At 31.6% G+C, this 24,868-nt stretch carries 25 protein-coding genes and 1 pseudogene; 8 read left to right on the top strand and 18 right to left on the bottom strand.

Annotated features, from left to right (window positions below; genetic code table 11):
• Nucleotide 1: 1 nt before the first annotated feature.
• The 6 genes and pseudogenes from KPL55_RS17400 to KPL55_RS17380 all read right to left on the bottom strand — a co-directional run bounded on the left by KPL55_RS17400 (nucleotide 2) and on the right by KPL55_RS17380 (nucleotide 7,130).
• Nucleotides 2-865, bottom strand: a complete 864-nt coding sequence (locus KPL55_RS17400; RefSeq protein ID WP_216308016.1) for an ABC transporter permease — start codon at nucleotides 863-865, stop codon at nucleotides 2-4.
• The gene (locus KPL55_RS17395; protein WP_246599585.1) at nucleotides 865-1,806 is read right to left on the bottom strand and encodes an ABC transporter ATP-binding protein; all 942 of its coding nucleotides are present in this window, start codon (nucleotides 1,804-1,806) and stop codon (nucleotides 865-867) included. The genes KPL55_RS17400 and KPL55_RS17395 overlap by 1 nt, the downstream gene beginning before the upstream one ends.
• A gap of 371 nt (nucleotides 1,807-2,177) precedes the next feature.
• Nucleotides 2,178-3,413 carry a glycoside hydrolase family 27 protein gene (locus tag KPL55_RS17390; RefSeq protein ID WP_216308014.1) on the bottom strand — a complete coding sequence of 412 codons (1,236 nt, stop codon included), beginning with the start codon at nucleotides 3,411-3,413 and terminating at the stop codon, nucleotides 2,178-2,180.
• Nucleotides 3,414-3,514: 101 nt separating this feature from the next.
• Nucleotides 3,515-4,541 (bottom strand): annotated as a pseudogene (locus tag KPL55_RS17385) (TIM-barrel domain-containing protein); the annotation flags it as partial.
• Complete coding sequence (locus KPL55_RS26795; RefSeq protein ID WP_376770462.1) at nucleotides 4,529-4,660, bottom strand: hypothetical protein; 132 nt, start codon at nucleotides 4,658-4,660, stop codon at nucleotides 4,529-4,531. The gene KPL55_RS26795 and the pseudogene KPL55_RS17385, both read right to left, overlap by 13 nt.
• A gap of 274 nt (nucleotides 4,661-4,934) precedes the next feature.
• The gene (locus KPL55_RS17380) at nucleotides 4,935-7,130 is read right to left on the bottom strand and encodes a pyruvate formate lyase family protein (RefSeq protein WP_216308013.1); all 2,196 of its coding nucleotides are present in this window, start codon (nucleotides 7,128-7,130) and stop codon (nucleotides 4,935-4,937) included.
• A gap of 128 nt (nucleotides 7,131-7,258) precedes the next feature.
• Between KPL55_RS17380 and KPL55_RS17375 the strand changes: the two genes are divergently transcribed.
• Complete coding sequence (locus KPL55_RS17375) at nucleotides 7,259-8,116, top strand: AraC family transcriptional regulator (protein ID WP_216308012.1); 858 nt, start codon at nucleotides 7,259-7,261, stop codon at nucleotides 8,114-8,116.
• An 18-nt stretch (nucleotides 8,117-8,134) separates the two neighbouring features.
• Here KPL55_RS17375 and KPL55_RS17370 read toward each other — a convergent pair whose 3' ends face one another.
• Nucleotides 8,135-8,512 carry a heparinase II/III family protein gene (locus tag KPL55_RS17370; RefSeq protein ID WP_216308011.1) on the bottom strand — a complete coding sequence of 126 codons (378 nt, stop codon included), beginning with the start codon at nucleotides 8,510-8,512 and terminating at the stop codon, nucleotides 8,135-8,137.
• Between the two features lie 83 nt (nucleotides 8,513-8,595).
• Here KPL55_RS17370 and KPL55_RS17365 point away from each other — a divergent pair, with 83 nt between their 5' ends.
• Nucleotides 8,596-8,913, top strand: a complete 318-nt coding sequence (locus KPL55_RS17365) for a helix-turn-helix transcriptional regulator (RefSeq protein WP_216308010.1) — start codon at nucleotides 8,596-8,598, stop codon at nucleotides 8,911-8,913.
• A gap of 126 nt (nucleotides 8,914-9,039) precedes the next feature.
• Here the strand turns inward: KPL55_RS17365 and KPL55_RS17360 are convergent, their stop codons facing one another.
• On the bottom strand, nucleotides 9,040-9,558 hold the full coding sequence (locus KPL55_RS17360; RefSeq protein WP_216308009.1) for a tetratricopeptide repeat protein: 519 nt from the start codon (nucleotides 9,556-9,558) through the stop codon (nucleotides 9,040-9,042).
• Nucleotides 9,559-9,709: 151 nt separating this feature from the next.
• Between KPL55_RS17360 and KPL55_RS17355 the strand changes: the two genes are divergently transcribed.
• On the top strand, nucleotides 9,710-9,868 hold the full coding sequence (locus KPL55_RS17355) for a helix-turn-helix domain-containing protein (RefSeq protein ID WP_216308008.1): 159 nt from the start codon (nucleotides 9,710-9,712) through the stop codon (nucleotides 9,866-9,868).
• 81 nt (nucleotides 9,869-9,949) lie between these two features.
• On the opposite strand, the gene KPL55_RS17350 is transcribed toward KPL55_RS17355, so the two are convergent.
• Complete coding sequence (locus KPL55_RS17350; RefSeq protein WP_216308007.1) at nucleotides 9,950-11,344, bottom strand: ADP-ribosylglycohydrolase family protein; 1,395 nt, start codon at nucleotides 11,342-11,344, stop codon at nucleotides 9,950-9,952.
• Between the two features lie 105 nt (nucleotides 11,345-11,449).
• Here KPL55_RS17350 and KPL55_RS17345 point away from each other — a divergent pair, with 105 nt between their 5' ends.
• Nucleotides 11,450-12,331 (top strand): AraC family transcriptional regulator, encoded by an 882-nt coding sequence (locus KPL55_RS17345; protein ID WP_216308006.1) that lies wholly within the window; start codon nucleotides 11,450-11,452, stop codon nucleotides 12,329-12,331.
• 138 nt (nucleotides 12,332-12,469) lie between these two features.
• Here KPL55_RS17345 and KPL55_RS17340 read toward each other — a convergent pair whose 3' ends face one another.
• From KPL55_RS17340 to KPL55_RS17320, 5 genes are read right to left on the bottom strand one after another with little or no spacing between them, the layout of a single operon-like run.
• The gene (locus KPL55_RS17340) at nucleotides 12,470-13,384 is read right to left on the bottom strand and encodes a sugar phosphate isomerase/epimerase family protein (RefSeq protein WP_216308025.1); all 915 of its coding nucleotides are present in this window, start codon (nucleotides 13,382-13,384) and stop codon (nucleotides 12,470-12,472) included.
• A gap of 18 nt (nucleotides 13,385-13,402) precedes the next feature.
• The gene (locus tag KPL55_RS17335) at nucleotides 13,403-14,374 is read right to left on the bottom strand and encodes a Gfo/Idh/MocA family protein (protein ID WP_216308005.1); all 972 of its coding nucleotides are present in this window, start codon (nucleotides 14,372-14,374) and stop codon (nucleotides 13,403-13,405) included.
• A gap of 34 nt (nucleotides 14,375-14,408) precedes the next feature.
• Nucleotides 14,409-15,464 (bottom strand): Gfo/Idh/MocA family protein, encoded by a 1,056-nt coding sequence (locus tag KPL55_RS17330; RefSeq protein WP_216308004.1) that lies wholly within the window; start codon nucleotides 15,462-15,464, stop codon nucleotides 14,409-14,411.
• 11 nt (nucleotides 15,465-15,475) lie between these two features.
• Entirely contained in the window at nucleotides 15,476-16,204 is a 729-nt protein-coding gene (locus KPL55_RS17325) for a sugar phosphate isomerase/epimerase family protein (RefSeq protein WP_216308003.1), read from the bottom strand.
• 18 nt (nucleotides 16,205-16,222) lie between these two features.
• The gene (locus tag KPL55_RS17320) at nucleotides 16,223-17,308 is read right to left on the bottom strand and encodes a Gfo/Idh/MocA family protein (RefSeq protein WP_216308002.1); all 1,086 of its coding nucleotides are present in this window, start codon (nucleotides 17,306-17,308) and stop codon (nucleotides 16,223-16,225) included.
• Between the two features lie 133 nt (nucleotides 17,309-17,441).
• On the opposite strand from KPL55_RS17320, the gene KPL55_RS17315 reads away from it, so the two are divergent.
• Entirely contained in the window at nucleotides 17,442-18,338 is an 897-nt protein-coding gene (locus KPL55_RS17315; RefSeq protein ID WP_216308001.1) for an AraC family transcriptional regulator, read from the top strand.
• Between the two features lie 80 nt (nucleotides 18,339-18,418).
• Here KPL55_RS17315 and KPL55_RS17310 read toward each other — a convergent pair whose 3' ends face one another.
• Entirely contained in the window at nucleotides 18,419-19,375 is a 957-nt protein-coding gene (locus tag KPL55_RS17310) for a glycoside hydrolase family 130 protein (protein ID WP_216308000.1), read from the bottom strand.
• A gap of 166 nt (nucleotides 19,376-19,541) precedes the next feature.
• On the opposite strand from KPL55_RS17310, the gene KPL55_RS17305 reads away from it, so the two are divergent.
• The 3 genes from KPL55_RS17305 to KPL55_RS17295 all read left to right on the top strand — a co-directional run bounded on the left by KPL55_RS17305 (nucleotide 19,542) and on the right by KPL55_RS17295 (nucleotide 22,813).
• The gene (locus KPL55_RS17305; RefSeq protein WP_216307999.1) at nucleotides 19,542-20,426 is read left to right on the top strand and encodes an AraC family transcriptional regulator; all 885 of its coding nucleotides are present in this window, start codon (nucleotides 19,542-19,544) and stop codon (nucleotides 20,424-20,426) included.
• Nucleotides 20,427-20,648: 222 nt separating this feature from the next.
• Nucleotides 20,649-21,836, top strand: coding sequence for a Gfo/Idh/MocA family protein (locus KPL55_RS17300; RefSeq protein ID WP_216307998.1), 1,188 nt, complete (start codon nucleotides 20,649-20,651; stop codon nucleotides 21,834-21,836).
• A gap of 146 nt (nucleotides 21,837-21,982) precedes the next feature.
• Nucleotides 21,983-22,813, top strand: a complete 831-nt coding sequence (locus KPL55_RS17295; protein WP_216307997.1) for an AraC family transcriptional regulator — start codon at nucleotides 21,983-21,985, stop codon at nucleotides 22,811-22,813.
• A gap of 130 nt (nucleotides 22,814-22,943) precedes the next feature.
• On the opposite strand, the gene KPL55_RS17290 is transcribed toward KPL55_RS17295, so the two are convergent.
• The 3 genes from KPL55_RS17290 to KPL55_RS17280 form a co-directional block, all read right to left on the bottom strand.
• The gene (locus KPL55_RS17290) at nucleotides 22,944-23,240 is read right to left on the bottom strand and encodes a DUF2264 domain-containing protein (protein ID WP_216307996.1); all 297 of its coding nucleotides are present in this window, start codon (nucleotides 23,238-23,240) and stop codon (nucleotides 22,944-22,946) included.
• Between the two features lie 140 nt (nucleotides 23,241-23,380).
• A complete protein-coding gene (locus KPL55_RS17285) occupies nucleotides 23,381-23,986 on the bottom strand; it encodes a carbohydrate ABC transporter permease (protein ID WP_216307995.1) in 606 nt (201 codons plus the stop codon).
• Nucleotides 23,979-24,866, bottom strand: a complete 888-nt coding sequence (locus KPL55_RS17280) for a carbohydrate ABC transporter permease (protein WP_246599583.1) — start codon at nucleotides 24,864-24,866, stop codon at nucleotides 23,979-23,981. Before KPL55_RS17280 ends, KPL55_RS17285 begins: the two co-directional genes overlap by 8 nt.
• Nucleotides 24,867-24,868: the final 2 nt, after the last annotated feature.

The raw sequence follows: 24,868 nt of genomic DNA, 5'->3' as shown, positions 1-24,868 counted from the left end.
CTTAGCTCCATCTTCTCTTGTCAACCATTCTTATAGTTAAAAATACAAATGCCACAATAAATGATAAATAATATACCACAGAATTCAAACTTAATACACCTTGTGAAAATAGGTTATAACGCTTAATTAAAGAAAACCAATCGAAAACCTTTTGAAGCAAACCATCAAAAGCTTCCTTTTTAGCCAAATATATACCTATAATTATAATTACCCCTACTATTGCGGTAATAAGCGCTGCATATATGTTTTTGGTTGAGAAATATACACCAATTGCAAATATAGCCACCAGAATTACAACAAAAATTATACTAGAGGTTCTAGTACTTGGAAGTGCCTGTTGTATACTATCTATTAAAAATATAAAAAGTAATACTCCAAATGATAACACTGCAGAAGTAACTTGATTTTCTGTCAAACTTGACACAAATAAACCAATAGATATTAAAGTTGCTCCGAGTAGAAACATACCAATATACCCCGTAAAGACTTCTGACGCCGAAACAACTCCAAACATACTTAAGATTAATGGGTATAAAACTGTTATTAAAAGTGAAATAGTGAAAATAGTTAGGGCTGCAAAATATTTACCCAATATAATATCTCTTATTTTTAATGGTGAGGTAAATAATAATTGATCTGTCCTAGTTTTAGTTTCTTCAGAAATAATCTTCATTGTTAATATAGGTATTATAAACAAAAATATCGTAATCAAGTTTTGCAATGTACTATTATATGCAGGACTTGCTGATAACAAATTATACATTGTAAAAAAGATTCCTGTTATTAATAGAAATGTACCTATAAAAATATAACCAATAGCTGAAGTGAAATATGATCTAAGTTCTTTTAAAAACACAGCTAACATTACATGTTTCCCCCTTTATTGCTTGTGGTAACATCCAAGAATATTTCCTCAAGATCTATTTCTTTTGACTTCATCATTAAGATAATAAACCCAGCTTGGCTCAGTGAAACAAATAACGTTTCTCGTATGTCTAAATCATTCTTAGCCTCAACTAACAAGTCTACTGTACCTAGTTCATGAACCCCTTCCTCTTTGACTAATCTAACCTCTTCTAATGCCTTAATCCTTTTACATACATCCTGTTTTGCTCCTTTAACCCTCAAAAGGACTTTGTTACTATTGTTTGCTTTTTTAGCTAATTCTTGTGGAGTTCCCGAAGCAACAATTTTCCCCTTATTTATAATGATAACTCTATGACATATTGCACTAACTTCTGATAATATGTGTGAACTTAATATAATTGTGCATGTTTTTCCTATCTTTTGAATTAAATTTCTTATCTCTATAATCTGTTTTGGATCAAGTCCTACTGTAGGTTCGTCTAAAACAAGCACCTCAGGATCTCCAACTAAAGCTTGTGCTAGCCCTACTCTTTGTTTATACCCTTTAGAAAGATTTTTTATAAGTCTTCCTCTAACATCTAATATTTTAACAAGTGACATTATTCTTGTCATGCTCGCCTCAATCCTATCAGACTTAACTTTTTTTATCTTATGAACAAATTTAAGGTACTCTTCAATAGTCATATCTAAATATAATGGCGGTATTTCTGGAAGATATCCTATCTTTTTCTTTGCAGCTTCAGGATTCTCTAGTATGTCAATGCCATCAATTCTTACATTACCATCAGTAGCAGAGATATACCCTGTGAGAATATTCATCGCAGTAGATTTACCAGCACCATTAGGTCCAAGAAATCCCAATATTTCGCCTTTTTTTACAACAAGATTAAGTCCATCTATTGCCACCTGATCCCCATAACGTTTTGTTACATTTTCCATTTCTATCAATTTTCTTCACCCCTATAAGCATAATTTTTCAATTGTTTTTCATAAATAATTCAACCATTGTCATAATATCACTTATTTATGTCAGTTTGAAGTTTAATTTATGAGCATTCTGTAAACAATTTCAATTATAACATTAATTTAAATAATATACCAAAATTAATTTACATGTTGTTTGGCTCATTCATAAAGCTATATCATTCGTGAATTTAAAAATATAGTTTCTAATAAAATAAAACAAAACGGAATAAATCCATTAAATGGACCATCCCGCTTTAAACAATTAATACTATTTCGAAGCTCTAATCAATTTTAATAAGTTTGTAAATAACCGCACCGTGAACATTTACTTTTGCACCAATTCTTCATTCAAATTCTCCAATAACTTCATGTGTCCATAAATCTTTTGCTTTATATGTGCCATTAATCCCAAGATTCATAAAACTTATTGCGGGCTCCGTTTTAGTAAATGATGTATTAAAAAAGGCTACATATTTACTTCCATCTTCATCGCTACTAACCCATATAACTGTATCATGGGTACGCTGAATTTGTTTAGCTCCGTACGAATGTTTTAATAACCTTAAAACTTCTGGATTTGTTATAATAGATAAGGTCCATTTATCATTATCACGAAGTTCTGCTCCAAGCATCAGCGGAGACCTAAAAATACACCATAAGGTCATCATAGTAATCTGCTCATCTTTTGTAAAATTGGTATACCTAGAAAATTTATTATGACCCGGAGTATTTATGGCAATATGTCCTAGTGGAAGCATATCACAATCTGGCCAACATCCCTCTTTTACATAAGGGCTCCAGTCTTTACACCGTTCAAACATAGCATATAGCTGATCCCAATTATCCCAAAAATCACCTGTAATCCTCCACATATTTGCATTATCACAAAGATGTTTGGCTTCATCTAGGACAGCTGGTCCAGGTGACAGACTTAACACCATATCTCTACCGCAATTGCCAATTGCACTACGTATTAACTCAATTTCACGTTTCGCGGAGTAAGGCTCAAGCGGTTTGTATTCCGTATTACAAATATCATCAACTTTAACAAAGTCTACTCCCCACTTCGCATATAATTGAAATAAAGAATTATAATACTCCTGTGCACCTTCTGCATCAGGATTTACACCATACATATCAGTATTCCATGAACATATAGAATAACTTGACGCGATATCCCTCGCAGTTGCCGTGCATCCTTTAATTGGTGAGGCTGCATGAACAGCTTGCCTTGGTATGCCCCTCATTATGTGAATTCCAAATTTTAATCCTAATCCATGAATATAACCTGCAATCTTTTCAAATCCGAATCCGCCACTTGCGGATGGAAATCTGTTAACTGCTGGTATTAAACGTGAATATTCATCCATTTGAAGTGGATAAAAGTTATTATATTCTGTAGATTTTGCTTCGGGCTCATACCACTGAATATCACATATAATATATACCCATCCGAATTCCTTCATATTAAGTGCCATGTAATCCGCATTACCTATTAGCCGTTCTTCGTTGACAGATGCTCCATAACAATCCCAACTATTCCAGCCCATGGGAGGAGTTAAAGCTATCCCTTGTTTCATATTAATTACCTCCTTGTAATCTAGTATTAATTTCTTAATTGTTTATAAGTATTCTATACACATCGCCATTTTTAATAAATATAGGAATTATATTCTCTTGTATATGGCCTCATCTTTTCCCTTATATTCATGTATTTAACTAAAATATCATAGGCTTTCTCACCATAACTCCAGACTTCATTATCTCCACCAGTAAAGAGTGCCGAGCGACCATCCTTTCCATATAATTTTGTACAAGGTTTGCGATCTCCATGTAGACGCATAACTGAGCAAAATGTACCATACTGAAACCATCGTACAAGCAGCTCCCTGAAGTTTTCATCATCAGGATCTCCTCCACCAAAACCACCTATATCCGTTGTCCACCAAGGTATTCCGCAGATACCCATATGTAGCCCTGCACAAACCTGTTTTCCGAAATCTTCATAACTAGAATGAATATCACCTGACCAAACCAAGGCTCCAAACCGCTGACTCCCAACCCATGCAGAGCGGACGAGATTTACTATGTTTTTCTGGCCATTTGTCTTCATGCCGTCATAAAATGTTTTAGAAAAAAGTTGTGGATAAATATTTCCTATTTGTAAATTTGTACCCATATGATACCTATAATTATCAAAGTCATACACTCCATATTCTGGTTCTGCTTCATCAAGCCAAAATATTTTAATTCCTTTATCATAATAATTTTTTTTGCATTTATCCCAAACATACTTTCTTGCATCAGGATTAGTAGCATCATAGAATACACTATCCCCTCCAAACTGCATGGACACATTAATACCCATCTCAGATTTTACCAAAAGCCCATTTTGCTTCATTTCATCAAAGTTTTCACTATCTAATGCAATCTGAGGCCATACAGAAACCATAAGCTCAATTCCCATTTCTTTAAGTTCATCCACCATACCTTTAACATCCGGAAAAAATTCTTCATCAAAACGAAAATCTCCCATTTTAGGCCAATGAAAAAAGTCGCATACGATTACATCTATTGGTAGCATGCGAATTTCGATGAGCAAGTTCAAAGTTACAATTTTTTATATTCATAATTTCTTGTTGATATTGTCCCATTCCATAAAGTTTTTCATTTTCGTTTGATTCAAAAGATGCTGTTAGCCTGTAATCTCGACTCCCATAACAGTAGAACGAACCCTAAAACTATTCTCACCCCACGGCTCAATAACTAACTTTTCTCCATTAAACTTCCACATCAATTTATTTTCATTCCTCGTAAAAATCCCCATATTATTTCTCCCTACTATATAACTATGACACATTACACTCTAATTGTAAGTAGACTATATTAACAAAAGGTGGTGAATATTAACTTTTTCTAAATAAAGATTAATTTTATCTGACTGTTCCCATTCCTCCTAATGCTTTTAATTAAGAAGGCGCACAAAAAAGACTAACATGATATGAAAATCTGATGTTAGTCCTGTTCATAATAAAATACTATTGTTATATTGTTCCAATAAGTGTAATGTGGAAAATTTGCTCTTAAGTTAAAGAATAGTTTTAATAAGTGGTTCTGCTAATAATTTCTTTTTGCACCGCGATCTCAAGTTCTATGAACCTGGCGCTAAATCCTCCAACCCGTACAAATATATGGCTGAATTTTTCTGGGTTTATCATTGCTTTTTCAAGGTCTCCTCTATTTACTACAGTAATCATTGCTTGTGTTCCACCTTTTTTAAAGTAGGTACTTAAAAGTGACTTTACTGTATTTGTGCTCTTTGTAAATAAATCTTTACTAAATTTCATATTTTGTACTGCCCCAGCGTGTATAGATGGATCAGGCTTAACCTGTGAGTTTAGTACTGCAGTTATTCCTTTTTTATCACTCCCTGCAGATGGCATATTGGCATTGGCCATAGGTTCATATGCCTTCCTTCCATCAGCTGACGCAAGTGTCCATTGTCCTAATGTTGTATTAGCACTATTATTAATAATAACGCCCAAATACGAATGAAGATTAGTTCTCTTTCCTGCAGCTTTAATCGTATTACACACGAAGTTATGGTGATCTATAACCATTGAATCTGCAACCTCATCATCATTTCCGTATTTAGGAGCTTTTAAAAGCATGTTTCGCTCTATTTCATATCCTTCAAAGTTAGCTTCCATCGCTTTTAACAACTTACTTTTGCTTATAATTTTTTTATCGAAAACTAACTCCTTTATAGCCGTTAAACTGTCAGCAGTATTTACATTTCCGTAAGTTTCTAATGTTCCACCAAGATACTTTATACCACCGTTAAAAATAGATTTACCACTTTCCAAACACCCATCATAAAGCATACTTAAATATAAGAAAGATGCATTTTCAGCAGTAATTTTATATTCCAAATCCTCTTGTTTTGCTAAAGCCAGTGCAAAATATTTTACCTGTTTTTTATAGGCTTCATAAAAATCATCAAATTTTTTAAAAGATTCAAATTCACCTGTTTGAGGTCCCATCTGCCTTCCACTTAAAAGATCTTTACCGTTATACATAGTTATTTCAAGAGCTTTTAAAAGGTTTATAACACCACTAGGAGTCCCATAACTTCTATGGTCAATAATATATTCCCCACAGCCGTATGGCACGTACTGCAATGCTTCTTCATATGGTATTTCAAAGGCCTTTTGAACTGCCACTACATTTACATCATCATTATAAAGCATAGGATAAGTTCTTCCTTCTCCTATTACTTCAATTGCTTTCTCCATAAGCTCTGGGTCCATACCTTCATAAAACCTTAAGCTAAGCTGTGGTTCAATTTCTAAAACAAGTCTGCTTGCTTCCATTGCCACAAGTGCAAATCTATCTGCATTTTTTTCATTTCTTCTTCCCATTCCGCCTATAATAACTCTGCCATTCCAAGTTGTCTTTCTTTCTGCAATTAACTTCCAAAGACCAACTACTAATTGAAGAGCCTCATCTTCTGTAAGAAGTCCAGAATCTATATCTCTTGCATAAAAATCTCCTAAGTATACATCCATTCTTCCGCAATTTAATCCTTTAGATAATATTGTATAAATCCACATAAGTGAAATAGCTTCTCTTAACGTCTGAGGTGCCTCCGAGCTTATTTTTATCAAAGCATCTTCCATCTCAATTTTATCTAATTTTCGCGCTTGACCTGCATATTTAATGCAAGTTTCACTCATGAACTCTAAGGACATTCCCATAGCCTTAAAAAGTTCCTTATCTTCACATGCGTTGCTTGCTTGTTTAACCTCTTGCATAATACCTGAGATTCCAAGCTTCATTAGTTTATCATAATTGATATATATACCACCCATACGATATAATGGGAAAGCCACTCCTGGTTCTCCAGTATAATTATCACTTGGCAATACTTTATCCATATCGCCAGAATAAGACTTTCTCACTTTTACTTTTGTAGCCTCATTTTTCCAAAATTCTAAGGTACTTTGAAGATCTTTCTTATACACTATATCTAGGTCCTCTTTATCTAGTTCCTCTTTAATTTCTGCTTCTCCGCAGTAATAACAATACCCCCCATTGCCACCAATTTCAGGAGTAAACCCTATCGCTCCATAACTATCCCTGCCTGCGAATATATCCTCTTCTCTCACATCACAAAGTGTATGTGAAAACATTTCTTTATTACAAATAATTTCTCGTAAAGCTACATGATCATTCATGTGTTCGTTATAAATCTTTGTAAAATTTATTTCATTTTCAAATCTATTTTTATTTTTCATACTTTAACCTCCACTTTTATCTTATGTATTAATATTAAATCATTTCAATTTATTTTACTTGTTTAAGCATGATATAATAATTGTGCTATAATGATATTGTAAAATAATTAATATGGAGCTGTTTTATTATGAAAATAGATAAATTATTTGCTAAAGATATAATTGACTTAGAGGCTGAAGCTAACTATCATATTATAAACAATATAGAGAATGCCTGCCCTGTACACTGTCATGATTTTTTTGAACTTTTCATAATTTTAAAGGGAGATGTTATTCATAATATAAACGGATTATCCCAAAGACTGTCTGAAGGATCTATGGTTTTTATTCGTCCTGATGATATTCATTTCTACGAAAAATATAGTAATTCGCAAAATCAGCTAATAAACTTAGCTTTTCCTTCATCTACAACTGAAGCTCTTTTTAGTTACCTTGGTGATGGTTTTAATTCTGATAATCTATTAAAAAGTAGTCTTCCACAAGTTGTCCTTCTTTCTCCATCAGAAAGAATACTTGTTAGCAAAAAAATTCAATCTTTGTTTATTATTTCAGATATAGATAAAAAAATAATTAAAACTCGTCTTAGAATCTTACTCATTGAATTAATTACAACATACTTTAATTATACTAATTACGAAAAAGACAATACAATGCCACAGTGGCTCAAATTTACATTGACAGAAATGTCAAGATCAGAAAACATAAGAGATGGTCTAAAAGCCATAGAAAAACTTTCAGGCAGAACTCCCGAACATATAAGTCGTGTATTTAAAAAATGCGTAGGCAAAACTCCAACAGATTATGTAAATGAATTAAAAACTACTTATGCTGCAAATCTACTACTTCATAGTGATGAATTAGTAATTAATATCGCACTCGAATCTGGTTTTGAAAATCTAAGCCATTTTTATCATGTTTTTAAATGTTATTTCAAAATATCACCTGGCAAATATAGGAAAGAAAATAAAATATCTTTTATACTGTAAATCAAAATAGGTAAATTACTATACCATTAGTGATTTACCCATTCCCAAATCGGCTATTAATGAGTCTCCATTTACATTTAAAATAAAGTTACCTATATCACTGTGGTTATGGTGCTCTTCGTTGTGACCCCCTTTGGCTGCAAAAGCTATTATTCCTGCCTCAGTTTTCTTACGGCTTATAGTGCATTGTACATCGCCTATAGTGCTCCCATAACAAGGTGTATAATAATCAATTGACAATTTTGTATAATCTATGCCTGTACCAATTAATTGAACATTTTCCCCTGGTTTTATAAATAAATCATTACACTTCCTATTGATAGCACTTAAAGCTGTAGGAGCTTCCTTAATAATCATCAAACCTTCACAATTTATATAGTCATCAATAATAAACATATTACCCCCAGTTAAGTCCATTGTTTATCATAATTGTCTCTTTAGATTGTTATAAGGCTTCTTCACTCGCTTACTGTTTTTTAATGGAATTGTACCATTCATTAAAGAAAAACTATGTTCAAGAATATCCTAACCTAATCGATAAAGCAATTCAGCTCATCACTGAAAATTATTATAAGATATATGGAATAGAAGATATTGCTGTGAAAATAGGAGTTTCCAAGTTTTATCTTATTAGACTTTTCTCGCGTACCCTAGGAATAACCCTTGCAAAATATATAACTAAAGTTCGTCTTCAAAAATCAGTAGAACTTCTACACAATACAAATCTGAATATAGACGAAATTGCAAAAACCATTGGATACGCCAGCCAATGGAAATCATTTCATAAAAGTATTTAGAGGTTATCTAGGGGTGTCACCTGGTGAATTTAGAACTAACAAAGAAATGCTTCCTTATACATATTTGAGGTTATAACAACATACAAGATTTTGAGATTATAATAAACAAAAATATAAGGGACAGATTTACTGCCCCTTATTTTCAATTTCATATTCAACAAATAATCCTTGTTCTTTTAGATATATGACTTTTTTATAGATATATGGTAATATCGCACTTTCAAATAAAAGTTCAACTTTTTCATCCTTTATTATATTGTTGTACCCAATCTTTAAAAATGCAAGTCCTTGATAAAATATCATATCAGCTGGTTGGTCGTTGTAGAACATCATTCCCGCTGGTTCATCAAGTCCTACAGAACCTTTATTATAAAATTCCATTGCAACCTTTAATTTACCTAGGGATTCATAAGCACACCCTAGAAAATAATTTGCATTGTTTTCTTGAGCTCCCGGAAGCTTACCTTCTCCAAGGTTATGTGGATATACAAAGGTTGCATTTCTTTTCTCTTGGCTAACTCCAAGCTTTTTGTATAACTGATCAAGCTCTAAAAATACCCGTGCATGCATCTTATTAAGATCGAATGCTTTTTCCAAAGATACTCTCGCCTTTTCAAAATCATTTTGTTTATTGTAATAAGCCAATGCTAAATTACGATGAACTGTTGGAAACTTATCATCTATTTCTCTAGATTTTTCCTAGCACTTCGCTGCTAAATCATATTGTTTTTTGTCATACCACAGATTTCCCAGGTAATATAAAGATTTTGAATCTTTCAAATTTAAATATTGAACTTTGCTTAAAACAATTATATTCTCTGATCTATTCAGGAAGCATATACCAATTAAAGAAATAGTTTTTACTACAGGATTCAACTCTGAATCAAATTTTACAACCTGTTTTAAAAATAATACAAGTGTAACTCCTAGCGAATTTAGAAATACTCCTTTTTAAATATGTAAATTAAAGCAAAAAATATAAAGGGCAGATTTACAGCCCTTTATATTTTATTTATTAACCAATTTATTTATTAAGTTATATAAGTCTATTTGAACTAGAATTCCTTATCTTATTAAATACATTATAACTTCTTTGAGCACACTCAGAAATAGCAATTGGATGGAAACCTAGTATTGCTGAATATAAAGTATCATTTAATGGTTTACTCCATTTTTCAGGAATATTTTTTGCTCCTACAAGCGCTCCCATAATCGACCCAACGGTAGCCCCATTACAGTCTGTATCCCATCCCATAACAGCCGTAGTTATAGCTTTTTCAAAATCTCCTTTAGCAAACACTAATGAAGCTACACATAAGGCAGCATTATTATTTGTATGAACACAATGATAGTGTTTGAAGGCTTCGTATACATTGTCTGCTAATTCAAGTTGGTCTTTAGCTTCTTTTCCAATTTTAATAGCCTTCTTTAAATCATGATACAGTCTAGAGTTATTTGGGATTTGGCTTAATCCTATTTCAATAAGCTTATCTATATCCTTTTCAACAAAGGCTGCTGAAATCACAGCGCTAAAAAACATAGCTCCGTAAACTCCATTCTTTACATGAGAGAAAGCTGCATCTTTATAAGCTAGTTCTGCTGCGAGTTCAGGATTACCTGCTGCACCGTAAGCATAACCATCTACTCTAATTTGAGCACCAATCCATTCTCTGTATGGGTTAATATGAGTTCTAACCCAATTTATCTGTTCCTTCCAATTGTCCGGTTTCACCTCGGAATGATTTGTAATTGTAGAGAAATTTAAATATGCTTGAATTTCAGCTGTACAAAGCATTTGATAGGGAAGATTTTCGAGCCAAAATTTTCCTAAATCCCAACTATCCCAGTCAAGACCTTTTTCTTCAAGGAGTTTTAGTCCAAGAACAGTATATCTTATATCATCATCTGTTTCCATAAATTTAATATTTTCTAGTAGACTGTCTTTACTCTCCATGCTAATATTTAAACCAAATTCTTCTTTAGCTGTAGATGTAGTTGGTGCATAATTGGAAATAGGCCAAGCATTTGCACCTTTAAACCAAAGTTCAACATTTTTCCACCCTGGTCTTCCATTACTACCACCCATATAATCACCATATTCTATAGGTTTACCTAAAGCGCATCCTATAGAACGTCCCAGCCATGCACCATTGAATCTATCTTTGAGTTGATCTTCTGATTCTGAAATATTAAATTTCCTTGTTCCTGCGTCTCTACTTTTTCTAATTTCTTCTAACTCTATTGGCTCATAAAAAGGAAAATCCTTAGATATTTCTAAACAAGCTAATTCATTATAAAAAGACATAAGCTGCTTTTCATCCTCACCTATTTTTTCAAATCTTTCATAGAATCCTTCTACATTACAACCCTCTTCTTCTCTTTGCTTTATCTCTCCTTTTACCAAATTTTTTAATGTTGTCCATCCAGACATAGTAACCCTCCATTATTTTAAAATTCGTAAATATCTTTTAATTTTCTTATACTTCAATTATAATAGAACCATAGATGCTATTCCACTTGAAAAGGGGCAATTTATATGCGAAATCGGACAAATAATTTAGAAGTACTCTATATTCCAGACAATCCACCCAAAGAATTTCCTATATCTTTTCCTGATACACTAACCCATAGTCCAAGTGCTGAACCAATATCTACTATGCACTTTCATAATTCCATGGAAATAGGTTATTGTTACGAAGGATGTGGTGTATTTTTTGTGGAAGGTAAAATATTTCACTTTTCTGCTAGTGATATCTCAATTATTTTTAAAAATCAAGTACATATTGCCCAAAGCGATTCAAACAATGTAAGTAAGTGGAAATTTATATTTGTTGACAAAAAAATGCTTTTATCAGATTTACCTTTAGGTGAAATAAATAATTTAGCTACTATACTTTCTAATGTAAATACTTTTAATAATATATTGACTCCTTCATTAAATCCAAATATCTGCCGATTAATCTTAGCTTTAATTTTCGAATTGGATAATAAACACTTAGGTTATAAATCTTATGTGAAATCTTTAGTATGGCAATTAATAATTGAAATAAACAGAATTAGTAATTATATTATCGATAATGTGCAATACTCAAGGCAAAATTTTGATCTTATTGTTCCTGCATTAGAATACATATCGAGCAATTATATGAATAATATCGATATTACTTTTTTAGGGGATCTTTGCCATACTAGTGATAGAAATCTTAGAAGATTATTTGTTAAAAATCTTAATTCATCACCACAAGAGTATTTAATTAAATTCAGGATACAAATGGCTTGTTCTTTATTAAAATCTACTTCGAGTTCCATATTAAACATTTCAAACACTGTAGGTTTTCCATGGATTTCAAGCTTTAATAGACATTTTAAAAAACTTATGGGAGTTTCTCCTAGTGCATGGAGGTGCAATTCGATATAAGCCTCATATTTGATTCTTACCAGATTTTGTTTCTAAAATTCGGAAACATATGCAAACAATTTTTACTTTATAATTTAATATAAATGGGCTGTTATAAAATTAAAATTTTATAACAGCCCATTTATGTTTTTAAAAGCCTTAAATTATAAATTGTCTCATATAATTTCTACTTATAGTTATTGATTCTTTTATTGAGTCAATCGAATCTTCAAATGCCTTATCTTCTACTTCTATACAAGCAAATCCTCTATATCCGATGTCCGTTAAAGCTGATACATATTTACCCCAATCTACATCTCCCAGTCCTACAAGTTTAGGTGATATGTATTGTAGTGGCGTAGCCATAATACCCACGTCATCAAGTTTATCTTTGTATATTTTTATATCCTTGAAATGCACATGGAATATTCTATCTTTAAATTCATATATAGGTTTTATATAGTCTATTTGTTGCCATACAAAGTGAGATGGATCATAATTCAATCCAAAGTTAAGATTTGGTATTAACTTAAACATCTTTCTCCATATATCAGGAGTTGTGGCCAGATTCAATCCACCAGGCCATTCATCCTTTGTAAAAATCATAGGACAGTTTTCAATAGCTATTTGAACATTATTTTCCTGAGCATAATTGATAATAGGAGTCCAAACCTCCTTGAATTTAATAAGATTTTCTTCTACAGTCTTATTTTTGTCCTTACCTATAAATGTTGTAACAGTTTTAACTCCAAGTATATTTGCTGCTTTAATTATCTTTTTAATATGCTCTCCATAAAATTTGCTCTTTTCAGCATCAGGGTCTAAAGGGTTAGGATAATACCCAAGTGCAGATATCTCAACTCCTTTTGATTTCGTATAGTCATTAATATACGCCGCTCTTTTTTCATCCATACCATCAACATCGATATGTGTTACACCAGCATACCTTCTTTCTGCCTTTCCTACTGGCCAACACATCATTTCAACACAAGAAAATCCATTTTCAGAAGCATAATTAATTACTTCCTCAAAACCTAACTCTCCCAATATAGCACTAACAAATCCTAGTTTCATCATAATCCCCTCCTTCTTTTAATAGTTTATTTCAACTTTTTGCCCAGTTTCTTCTGATTTATATGCTGCACTTAATAATCTAGTTAAAGAAATTGCTTCATCAATTCCTAAGTGTATTTGTTTATTTTCAGTAACTCCTTCAATCCATTGTATTAGTGGATTTGGAAGTGATTGCGGTAAGTTTTTCTCAGCAATCCATTTTCCATCTGTATCTGCATTTGCATAACTAACACCATCTCTTATCATAAGCGAACCTGTAGTTCCACTAATTTCAAGAGTTAGGGGTGTATAAACAGAAACAAAACTTGTTTCAGCTACACCAATAGCACCATTTTCAAATTCAAATAATGAAACTGCATTGTCCTCAACTTGTCTATTAGTTATTTTTGTAAAAGTTGCACTAACATTTTTTGCTTTACCTAAGAGCCATTCTAATAAATATACAGTGTGAGTACCTAAATCAATCATCGCTCCTCCACCACAATTTTCTTTATTATAAAAACTCTCAGGCAACCAATTTGCGGTGCTTCCATTATGTGCATTGCGTACCCTGGCATATGTTATATCGCCTAATGCTCCACTTTCAACCATTTGCTTTGCAAAAATCATTTCTGCCCTGCATTTATGAACAAATGCAATTGAAAATTTAACATTGTTTCTTTCAATTGCTTCTTTTATTTTTATACAATCATCTACTGTAAACGCAAGAACCTTTTCTGTGAAAATATGTTTCTTAGCAGTAGCAGCCTTAATAATTAATTCTGTATGTTTAACGGTTGGAGAATTGATAACAACACCTTCAATAGAATCATCGCTTAAGAGCATATCATAATCTTCAATAAATTCACAATTTAATTCATTTGCCCATTGAAGTCCTACTTCTTTATTTTCATCCCACACTGCTATTATTTCACATTGTGGTAATTCCATAATTTGTTTTGCGTAGTCTTTAGCATGCACATGCCAAGAGCTTATCATTGCAATCTTCATATATTATTCCTCCACTTTTTAGATTAAAGCTTTTCTATATTTCAACATTAACCGCACATGAAGTTTCACTAGAAACAAATGCTGCTTCCATTACTTTCATAACACGCATCGCCTCTGCAGGTGTTATTTTAAGCGGTGCTTTTCCTTCAATAGCATCTATTAAACCATCATATACAACTGTTAAATTATCTACAACATCCATAGGTTCTGATAAAATTATTTCTTCTATAGAGTTTGCGTTTCTAGGTGCCATAGTTTTAGTAGGTCCAGCTTTTGTATAAACAATTTCATCCACCCAAACACATTCTTTATCTATGCATCTTACTATTTTTCCATCACAATCCCAATTATCTATTTGAAGTGTGCCTTTTTTCCCTAGGACATACCATCTTGGATGTGTTATATAGTTGTTTGTAGATACCTCAATATGAGCTGTTAAACCACTTTCAAATGTCAGTGTAAGACGGAAGTTATCTTCCACATCACTATACTCAATGTTATACATTTTACAAAATACATTAGTAACTTTTTGATCAATCATATACAGCATTTGATCAATTAAATGTACTCCCCAATCTACCATCATGCCTCCACCAAGCCTTTTGATAGTTCTCCATCCAGTTGGCATTCCTCTCGAACCCTCAACCCTAGATTCTATAGCATACACTTCTCCAAGGAGTCCCTCTTCAACACTTCTTTTCATCAAAACAAAGTCTTTATTTGTTCTTCTATTTTGATCAATAGTAAATATTTTTTTATATTTGATAGACGCCGCAATTACTTCTTCAAGTTCTATGGACGTTAAAGTTACAGGTTTTTCACTAATAACATGTTTTCCAGCTTTCATTGCCTCAATTAATAGTTCTTTATGCACCTCATTAGTTGTAGCAACAAGAATTATATCAATATCAGGATCGTAGAATAACTCCTCTTTTGACTCATATGCCTTAAGACCTTGCTTTATTGCAAACTCACATCTTTCTGGATTTATATCAAATACACCTTTTATATTTAGCCTCTCGTATCCTTTAAGAGATTTGAAATGATACTCAGCCATACCTCCAAACCCTATAATCCCTAAATTAAACATTTTTAATACACCTACCTATTCATTATATCTTTAAATGATTTTTTCATATTATCTAAGCTTGTACCTACAAATTCTTCTTGTTCATATACATAATCAGCATCTGGCGATAGATTTATAAGATATTTGAAATCAATTATCCCACTCCCTGCATCTACATTTCTTTTTGTTTCATTATTTTCTAATTGTTTTAAATGGATAACAGGGCAACGAGATATATTTTTTTTCATATATTCATTAACATCAAGTCCCGCATATGCAACCCAAAATACATCTGGTTGTTGTTTTACATATCTTAAATCTACATTATTGAAAAGAACTTCTAATGGATACTGACCATCATCCATCTTAAATTCATGTGCATGGTTATGATAAGCAAATATTAGTCCAGCTTTTGCACTTTGTTCTCCTATCTTATTAAATAATTCTGCATGCTTCATTGCACTTTCTACTGTATTTATTTCTGCATGTGGACATACTATATATTTTGCACCTAAAGTATTAAGATACTCAAGTTCAGCATCTAGGTTTTCTTTAAGGCTGTTTATTCCAACATGTGCTGACAAAGCAATTAAATTAACCTCTTTAAGTTTTTTATCCATATCCTTTGCCAAGATATCTTTATATCCTGCAAATTCAACCCCTGTATACCCCATTTTAGAAATTTCCTCAAGTGTTCCAAAAAAATCTTTACTTGTATAATCTTGTACAGACCAAAGCTGTGCTGATAATTTATTTAACATATTCTTATCCTCCTTATATTATAAGTATATAGCTTTACCTGCCTCTGCTGATTCATATATCGCTTCAAGAATTTTGGAAACAATATATGCTTCATATGGTTTTACTACAACCTCAGTATCGTTTAAAATGGAATCAATCCACCGTTTAGCCTCAACTATTGAAGGTGTTTCAGCTACTCCATCATAAAAAGCAACTCCACCAGCACTTAAATCTGGTTTAATCTCAATAAGCTTACCAAACTCATCTTTATTTATGCTAAGACCGTTTTTAATTTGTGCTCCTGCTTTTGATCCACAAAGAACAGTACTTCCCTCTGAGATAGGTTCTATGGTATTAAGCGCCCAACTTGATTCAAGTATAATAGTAGCGCCATTTTCCATTACAATAAACCCAAAAGCAGAATCCTCTACAGTATTTTCTTTTATATCCCATGGTCCCCAAGGATTACCACAATCAGGGTCTAGAATTTTTTTATATTTTGTACCAACTACCATTTTAGGTTTGTAATTATTCATAAGCCAAAGCGTAAGGTCAAGTGAATGAGTACCGATATCTATAAGAGGACCCCCGCCTTGTTCTTCTTCATTTAAAAATACTCCCCAGGTAGGTGTACCACGACGTCTAACTGCAGTAGCTTTTGCAAAATATATTTCTCCTAAATCTCCACGATCTATAGCTTTTTTTAAATACGTACTTTCTGCTTTATGTCTGTGTTGATATCCTATTGTTAGTTTTTTACCTGTTTCCTTAGCTACATTAACCATTTCTAATGCCTCGACTGATGTTTTAGCCATTGGCTTTTCACACATAACATGTTTACCTGCTTTCATAGAAGCAATTGATAATTTTGCATGTGATTTATTGGGAGTAAGGACATGAATAACATCAATAGTTTCATCTTGTAATAATTCATTATAGTCCGTATAGACCTTTGCACCAACACTACCATATTCTTTTGCTGCTTTATCTGCTTTTTCTAATACTAAATCACAAAATGCAACCATTTCTACATTTGATAACGCTTTCAGTGCTGGCATATGTTTTCCATTTGCAATACCACCGCATCCTATAATTCCTATTCTTATTTTCTTCTCGCTTTGCATAATATTGTCCTCCTATAACTTATCTAAATATTATTTTCTTATGCTTATAAATTAACACAATAAGGTATTATATGATATAATAAATTTGCAATAAAAGTATCAAATATTTGTCATAATAAAAGAGGTGATTTTTATGGAAACTTTTTATGAAGAGCAGACTTATTTAAATGAAGGTGTACTATATCCCTTTGAATGTCACGTTCAAAACGGTTTAGGTAAAGGCATTCTTGCTAATGCCCACTATCATTATTACATTGAACTACTCTATTGTATATCCGGTAAAGCACAGGTGTTTATTGCAGGTAAAAGTTATAATTTTTATGTAGGTGATATGATTCTAATCAATTCAAGAGAAGTACACTCTGTTTATAAAACGTCAGAGGATGCCGTTGAATATATCGTGGTAAAATTTGATCCAAATGTTTTATATTCAACATCTATAACTGTATTTGAAACTAAATATGTTTTTCCCTTTACTTTAAACAAATCAACCCATCAAAAAGTTTTTACGAGTGACGAAATCAAAGATACCTATATACCACAACTTCTTCATGGAATTTTTACAGAATATTACAATAAAAATTATGGTTTTGAATTAGCTATAAGAAATAATATTGGTGGTGTATTTTTATTAATCCTTCGTAATTGGTATGATAAAGGTCTTGATTTAAACATAAATACAAATATAAACGAAAATACTTTAAAGAAATTACAAGCAATTTTTGATTACGTTGATAAAAATTACATGTCTGATATATCAACTGAGTCTGTTGCATCTAAATTCAACATGAGTTATAGCTACTTTTCAAGATTTTTTAAAGCTTCTGTTGGAAAAGCTTTCAGTAAATATCTAAACTACGTAAGAATAACAGAGGCAGAAAAACTATTACTTTGCACTAACTTAAATATTACTGAGATCGCTATGGAAATTGGTTATACAACTTCTAGCTATTTTATCCAACAATTTAAGCATTATAAAAACCTCTCGCCTAAACAATTTAAAATAAAATTTAATTTAGACGAGAAGTAACATTAAATAAATAGTGCAACTCGAAAGATAATGGATCAGTTCATTGATAATTCTACCAATGAACTGACCCATTTTATTTATTAAATACCGTCAATACAAGCTTGAACAAGTTCACTTAAACATCCCGTTGCAAGGCAAATGAAGTTATCACATGAACCATAATATAATCTAATTTGATCAATTTCATAGTCTGCAATTGCCCCGCATGGGAATACTGTATTATCACAGTTACCATGTTTTTCATACTCTTCCTGTGGTGCTAAGATATAACTGTTTGTTTTTCCTATTACCTTCCACGGTTCTTCAAGATCTAGAAGTATAGCTCCTACATAATAGTAAGTTCCACCCGCTGGAGAAAATACTCCATGAGTTATGTCTAGCCAACCTTTATCTGTTTTAATTGGAGGTGTCGGTCCTATTTTACCTACATTCCAAAATCTATATCCAGCTGCAATTACTGGTTTAAATTCTCCCCAATGTATTAGATCTAGTGATGCACTAATCCATATGTCGCCACCACTTCCATCTCCGCCACCTGGTCTATCTAATTTATAATACTTACCATTTATCTTTTCTGGAAATAATGATGCGCCTCTATTTTTAGGAGCTGTAATTATCTCAATTCTTTCATATGTTATAAAATCCTTAGTTTTACCAAGCATTCCAACTGGTGAATCAAATCCCTTAACCATAACTGGAGTGATTATATAATAAGTATCATCTATTTTTGTAATTCTATTATCTATAAAATGATGATATAAAGGGAATGGATATTCCTCTGATTGAGTGTCTATGAAATTTTCAGAACTTAGTTCAAAATTAATTCCATCCTTACTTCTTGCCACTCTAGTTTGTCCAACATCTCTTCCATATCCTTTAGTTGCAGCATGTTCTACTACTGATACTAAAAGAATTGTTTCATCGCCAAATTTAACTGGAGATGGATTGTATATCTGAGCTACTCCTGGAAAATCCTTTACATGTAATAGTGGATTTTGAGGATGTCTTGTAAGTATTTTCGTTGCATCTTTGTTCATCTTAATCTCTCCTTTTTCAGTATTTTAGTTTAATGTATATTGTTATTTAACAATACTACATATATAATATTATTATATTCCACTAAAGATTTTACTACTAGCCCTATTTTGATACTCACTTGTACAATTTTGACTTTTAATAAAATTTCATAAGGAGAAATTATATATGTATATAGAAACTGAGATTATTCAAATGCCCGATCCATCATTTCCCATAAAAACGTATATAGTTGACAATTTAAACTTAAAACTGGCTGCGAATTATCATGTCCACCCTGAAATTGAAATAATATATATGATTAAAGGTTCTATGACATTTAGGATAAGTGGATGTGATGTAGTTGTAAATGAAGGTAAAATACTACTGATTAATAGTATGGCTGTTCATGCTTCATCGCTTACCTCTGACCCTTATGTTAAAATGTGCCTTTTGCAATTCAAACCAGATGTCATATACAGCTCAGGTCATTTTTCAGAATTTAAATATTTAGCACCTTTTTTACAAGAAGGTGATCTTAATTATCAAATAATTGATTCAAAACTTAGTAAAGATTTCCAAGAGCTAACTAAATGTTTAAACGAAATAGTAATTGAATTTACAAGAAAAACAATTGCCTATGAATTATCAATAAAATCTATTATCTATAGAATTTTAACAATCCTCTACAGAAACGGAATATTTAATCTAAACAATATGATTAATCTTTATAAGAAAAAAGAAAATTTTAAAAGACTAGAACCAGTTATAAATTATGTTGAAAATAACTACAAGGACGATATAACCTTAGAAAAAGCCTGTGATATATTAAAAATAAATTACTATTATTTTTGTAGAGTTTTCAAAAATGCAACTGGCAATACTTTTATACAATATCTTAATTTTGTAAGAATTTCCGTTGCTGAAAATCTACTAGTAACTACAGATATGACCATAACTGATGTTATTTTTGAAACGGGCTTTTCAAGCCTTAGCTATTTTAATCGAACATTTAAAAAATTCAAAGGATGTAGCCCTTCTCAATATAAAAAATTTTATATATCTAAGTCTTAATGTCTTACATCTTGTTGCTGTTATAATAATACCATCTAATTTCAAAATTCAATTTAGAAAACGTTTTAGCGCTATCACAAGATAAGCAATATATTAACCAATTTAATCAATATTATTAATTAGTTTATATTCTATAATAATTCTTGTAGTGATAAATATTTAAGTAAACAATATTTTTAAAAATTAAATAATAAACAACCAAACAAACAAGGAGGAATTTAAATGGAAACTAAAAAGAAATTAAAAATTGGTTTAATAGGTCTTGGAAACATTGGAGCAGGTCAACATATTAAGTACTTACCAAAGATGGACAACGTTGAAGTTGTGGGAGTTTGTGACATAATCAAAGAAAAAGCAGATAGGTTTGCAGCGGATTGTAATACAAAGGCATACTATAATTATATAGATCTTTTTGATAATTCGGGTCTGGAGGCAGTTATTATAGCCGTTCCTCATTATGATCATACCCCAATCGCTGTAGAGGCTTTTAATCGTGGACTACATGTTCTTTGTGAAAAGCCAATAGCAGTGCATATAAACGATGCAAAGAAAATCATGGATGCTTATGAGAAAGCAAAAGAGAAAAATCCAAATATAGGCTTTGCTCTTATGTTTCAAGAAAGAACATATCCAATACACAAAAAGATAAAAGATATTCTAGATGGCGGAGAATTAGGTAAACTAATTCGAGTTTCCTGGATTAATACAGCTTGGTTTAGATCTCAGGCTTATTATAACAGCGGTGGTTGGAGAGCTACTTGGGGTGGAGAAGGTGGCGGAATTCTCACAAATCAATGTCCTCATAATTTGGATCTGTATCAATGGATGTTTGGTGTTCCAAATAAAATTAGTGGTCACGCACATATTGGAAAATTCCATGATATCGAAGTGGAAGATGAAGTTACAGCATACCTTGAACATGAAAATGGTATGGTAGGACACTTTATTGTTACAACAGGAGAAACACCTGGAACAAACCGTATGGAAATAGTAGGTGAAAACGGAAAATTAATTTTCGAGAATAACAAGCTTGTATTCTATAGAAACCGTATATCTATGCTCAAATTTTGTAAGGAAACTAAGGAAAGTTTCGGCAACGTTGAATGTTGGTATACAGAAATTCCTGTAAATGAAAATGAACCACAAGGCCATAGCGTTGTAACTAGCAAGTTTGTAGACGTTATACTTAACACCGCAGGAGAGTTTGTAGCTCATGGTAATGAAGGAATCAAGTCAGTAACTTTAGCAAACGGCATTATGCTTTCTTCATTCACAGGAAAAATAGTTGACGTTCCCTTTAATGGAGACGAATATGAAAACAAACTCAAAGAACTTATAAAAACTTCAAAATTCGTTAAAGTAGTAAATGATAATGTAGAGGCCGATATGTCCAAGTCATTTTCATCTTAATAAAATAAACTAGGAGTGAATAATTATGTAAAGTTAAGTTCATTAAATTAATTTATAGTGTATACTAAAGATATATTATTGCTTGTTTTGTTATATTTATTGTTTTTCTTGTCCATAAATGGTCTCTAAGAAAGGTTGATTATAATATGCTTGATTTCTTTATTAATGAAATAGATAAAAATATTAACTATCAACATATACAGACAAAAAAACCTTATGTCGATTTTCATTTACACGAAGGTTGTGAAATATATTTTTTAATTTCTGGAGATGTAAACTACTTTGTTGAAAACACCATTTTCCCCATAAAATTTGGTGATTTGATAATTACAAACAATAACGAAGTACATAAACCAGCATTTAACTCAGCCGTAATTTATGAGCGGATAACAATTGAATTTGATTATAACCTAGCTAAAGCCTTTAATTATTCTGATTATGATTTGCTTAGTTGTTTTTTTAATAGAGAAAAAGGTCAGCAAAACAAAATCTCCCTCACTGAAAAGGAGATTTCAGATTTACTAGATTTATTTCATAGATATGAATATTTAAAACAAACTACTACTAATGGCATAAATATATTAAAACTTAATTGTTTTATTGAACTATTAGTTTACATTAATGTACTATTTACAAAAACAAAAGTTACTGCTAATCCAATGTGCATTCATAAGAAATTAATTCCCATACTTGACTATATAGATAAGAATCTATGTGAAGATTTATCTCTTGAAGTACTAGAAAAAAATTTCTTCATAAGCAGATTTTATTTAAGCAAGTTATTTAAAAAACATACAGGCAGCACTCTTCATGAGTATATTATATATAAGAGAATTGCACTATCTAAGAAGCTTCTTATTAATGGCTGTACTGTTACAGAGGCCTGCAACCAATCAGGCTTTAATGATTATTCTAACTTTTTAAAAATATTCAAAAAGACTGTTGGAATTCTTCCTGGTAGGTACTCAAAACTTTAATGGGGTAAGCCAATGTTTATGCTACTTATTAAAAACCTTAAGGTTTCTGAATAAAACTTTTGTCCTCACCATGCATCGGATAGCAATTCCTCCAAAATTTAATACAGGACCACCATTAGAGAAGGCATTGTCAAATGTATCTATTACTACCATACCATCCATTATACAACGTATATGCGCGCCCTCTTGTAGAAATTGAACCACTTTCATAACCACCAGCTGTTAGTGGAACTAGTCCCCATAAAATTCTAGAGAATGCTTCAAATGTTGCAATTCTTCCACTATAGTATGCTCCAGTTTTCCCTAGGTTAAGTCTTGCACAACTAGAACTATACCGACCTTTAACTGGTTCAATAAGACTAACTATTAGCAGAGTATTTAAAAAATTTGAGGGAATGAGCCCAAAAGAATTTAGAGAAAAGGCCAATAATTGTTGAGGCTAAAAAACGCTTACCATTCACAGGAAATGGTAAGCGTTTTGTACTGAAATTTTGCAACAATATTATTTGTTTACTGGCAGTTGATTTTCATCAATAATAGCTTTAGATATTAATAACGTATTTCACATTATCGAATTCGAATTTCATTATCATCATCGTATCCTTTGCAGGAAAAACTATTTTTATTATTTAGATCACAATATAAGTTACTCCATTGAACCTTCATATAAATTGGAATAGTTTTAATAAAGCTCTCAATCAAAAATATTGCCATAGGTAACCCGAAAGCTATATACGGTAATAATAATGTAATACGATTATCTAAAAGTCCAAAAGTTTTAAATTCCACAAAAACAGGAACTAGTAAACTTTGTATAGGTATTAGCATTCCAACCATAAACATTGAATATATTAGGTCACGTCCTTTAAATTTGTATCTAGCCAAAGCATAGGCAGTTATAAAGGCTATAAACATTATACACGATACAGCAACTATACTATTAAACATACTGTTTAAAAAATAGATCTGCATTTTACCTATTTTAAATGCTTCAATATAATTACTAAATTGCAACCCTTTAGGAAGCGAAATTATATTTAAACTAAATTCCTGTTGTGTTTTTAAAGATGAATAAATTACCCATATTAGGGGGAACACACAAGTAACTGAAAATAAAAAAACCATTACATTTACTAAAAACCCAAGCGGTTTTGAAATTATTTTTTCAATCATCTTTATTCCCTCCCATTAGTTTTCTGCTTATAAAAATAAAAGAAAAACTTAAGATAAGTATTCCTATAGAAATGGTACTACCATAACCTAGCTTAAACATTGTAAATGAATTGTTGTAAGCATATTGTGCCATAACCATAGAACTTTTACCTGGCCCTCCACCTGTCATTACATAGATGCTGTCAAAAACTTTCATATTACCAGCAATACATAACATTATTGTTACTTTTATTACATCTTTTAGCATAGGAATTGTTATATAAATTGCCTTTTTTATACCAGTTGCACCATCTAATTCAGCAACTTCAAATATTTCTTTTGAGATACCTTGTATTGCAGACATAAATATAATCAGATAAAGACCTATGAACTGCCAAACTAGTGGTGCGGTAACCGAATATAACACTATATCTGGGTCATCCAGCCATGGCTTTATCAAAGCTTTCAAATTTAAAGAATTTAAGAGCCAATTGAGTAAGCCAAAATCCTTACTGTATATTAAATTCCATATAAATCCAACAACTACAGTAGATATTACAACGGGAATGAATATAGTTGTCCTATAAAATTCCTTAAATTTTAATAATTTAGACATCATTAAAGAAGTAAGTATCAAAGCAGTACCTATTTGACCAATAACGCATAAGACAATGATTATAACATTATTCTTAAATGATAACCAAAAGTCCATGTCCTTTATAAGTTCAATATAATTATTAATACCTACAAATTTCATATTTGGACCACCAGACCAATTAAAGAAGCTATATCTTAAAGACATTACAAGCGGAATAATTATAATAAAACTATAAACTATAATCCCCAATGATAGAAATGACACTAACGTTTTAGCTTTAGGTTTAAATAATGTGCTATTCAAGT

Source organism: Clostridium lacusfryxellense (assembly GCF_018861735.1).
Lineage (GTDB): Bacteria > Bacillota > Clostridia > Clostridiales > Clostridiaceae > Clostridium_AD > Clostridium_AD lacusfryxellense.
The sequence above is the reverse complement of the archived record's forward strand: the minus strand, read 5'-3'. Positions and strand labels throughout refer to the sequence as shown.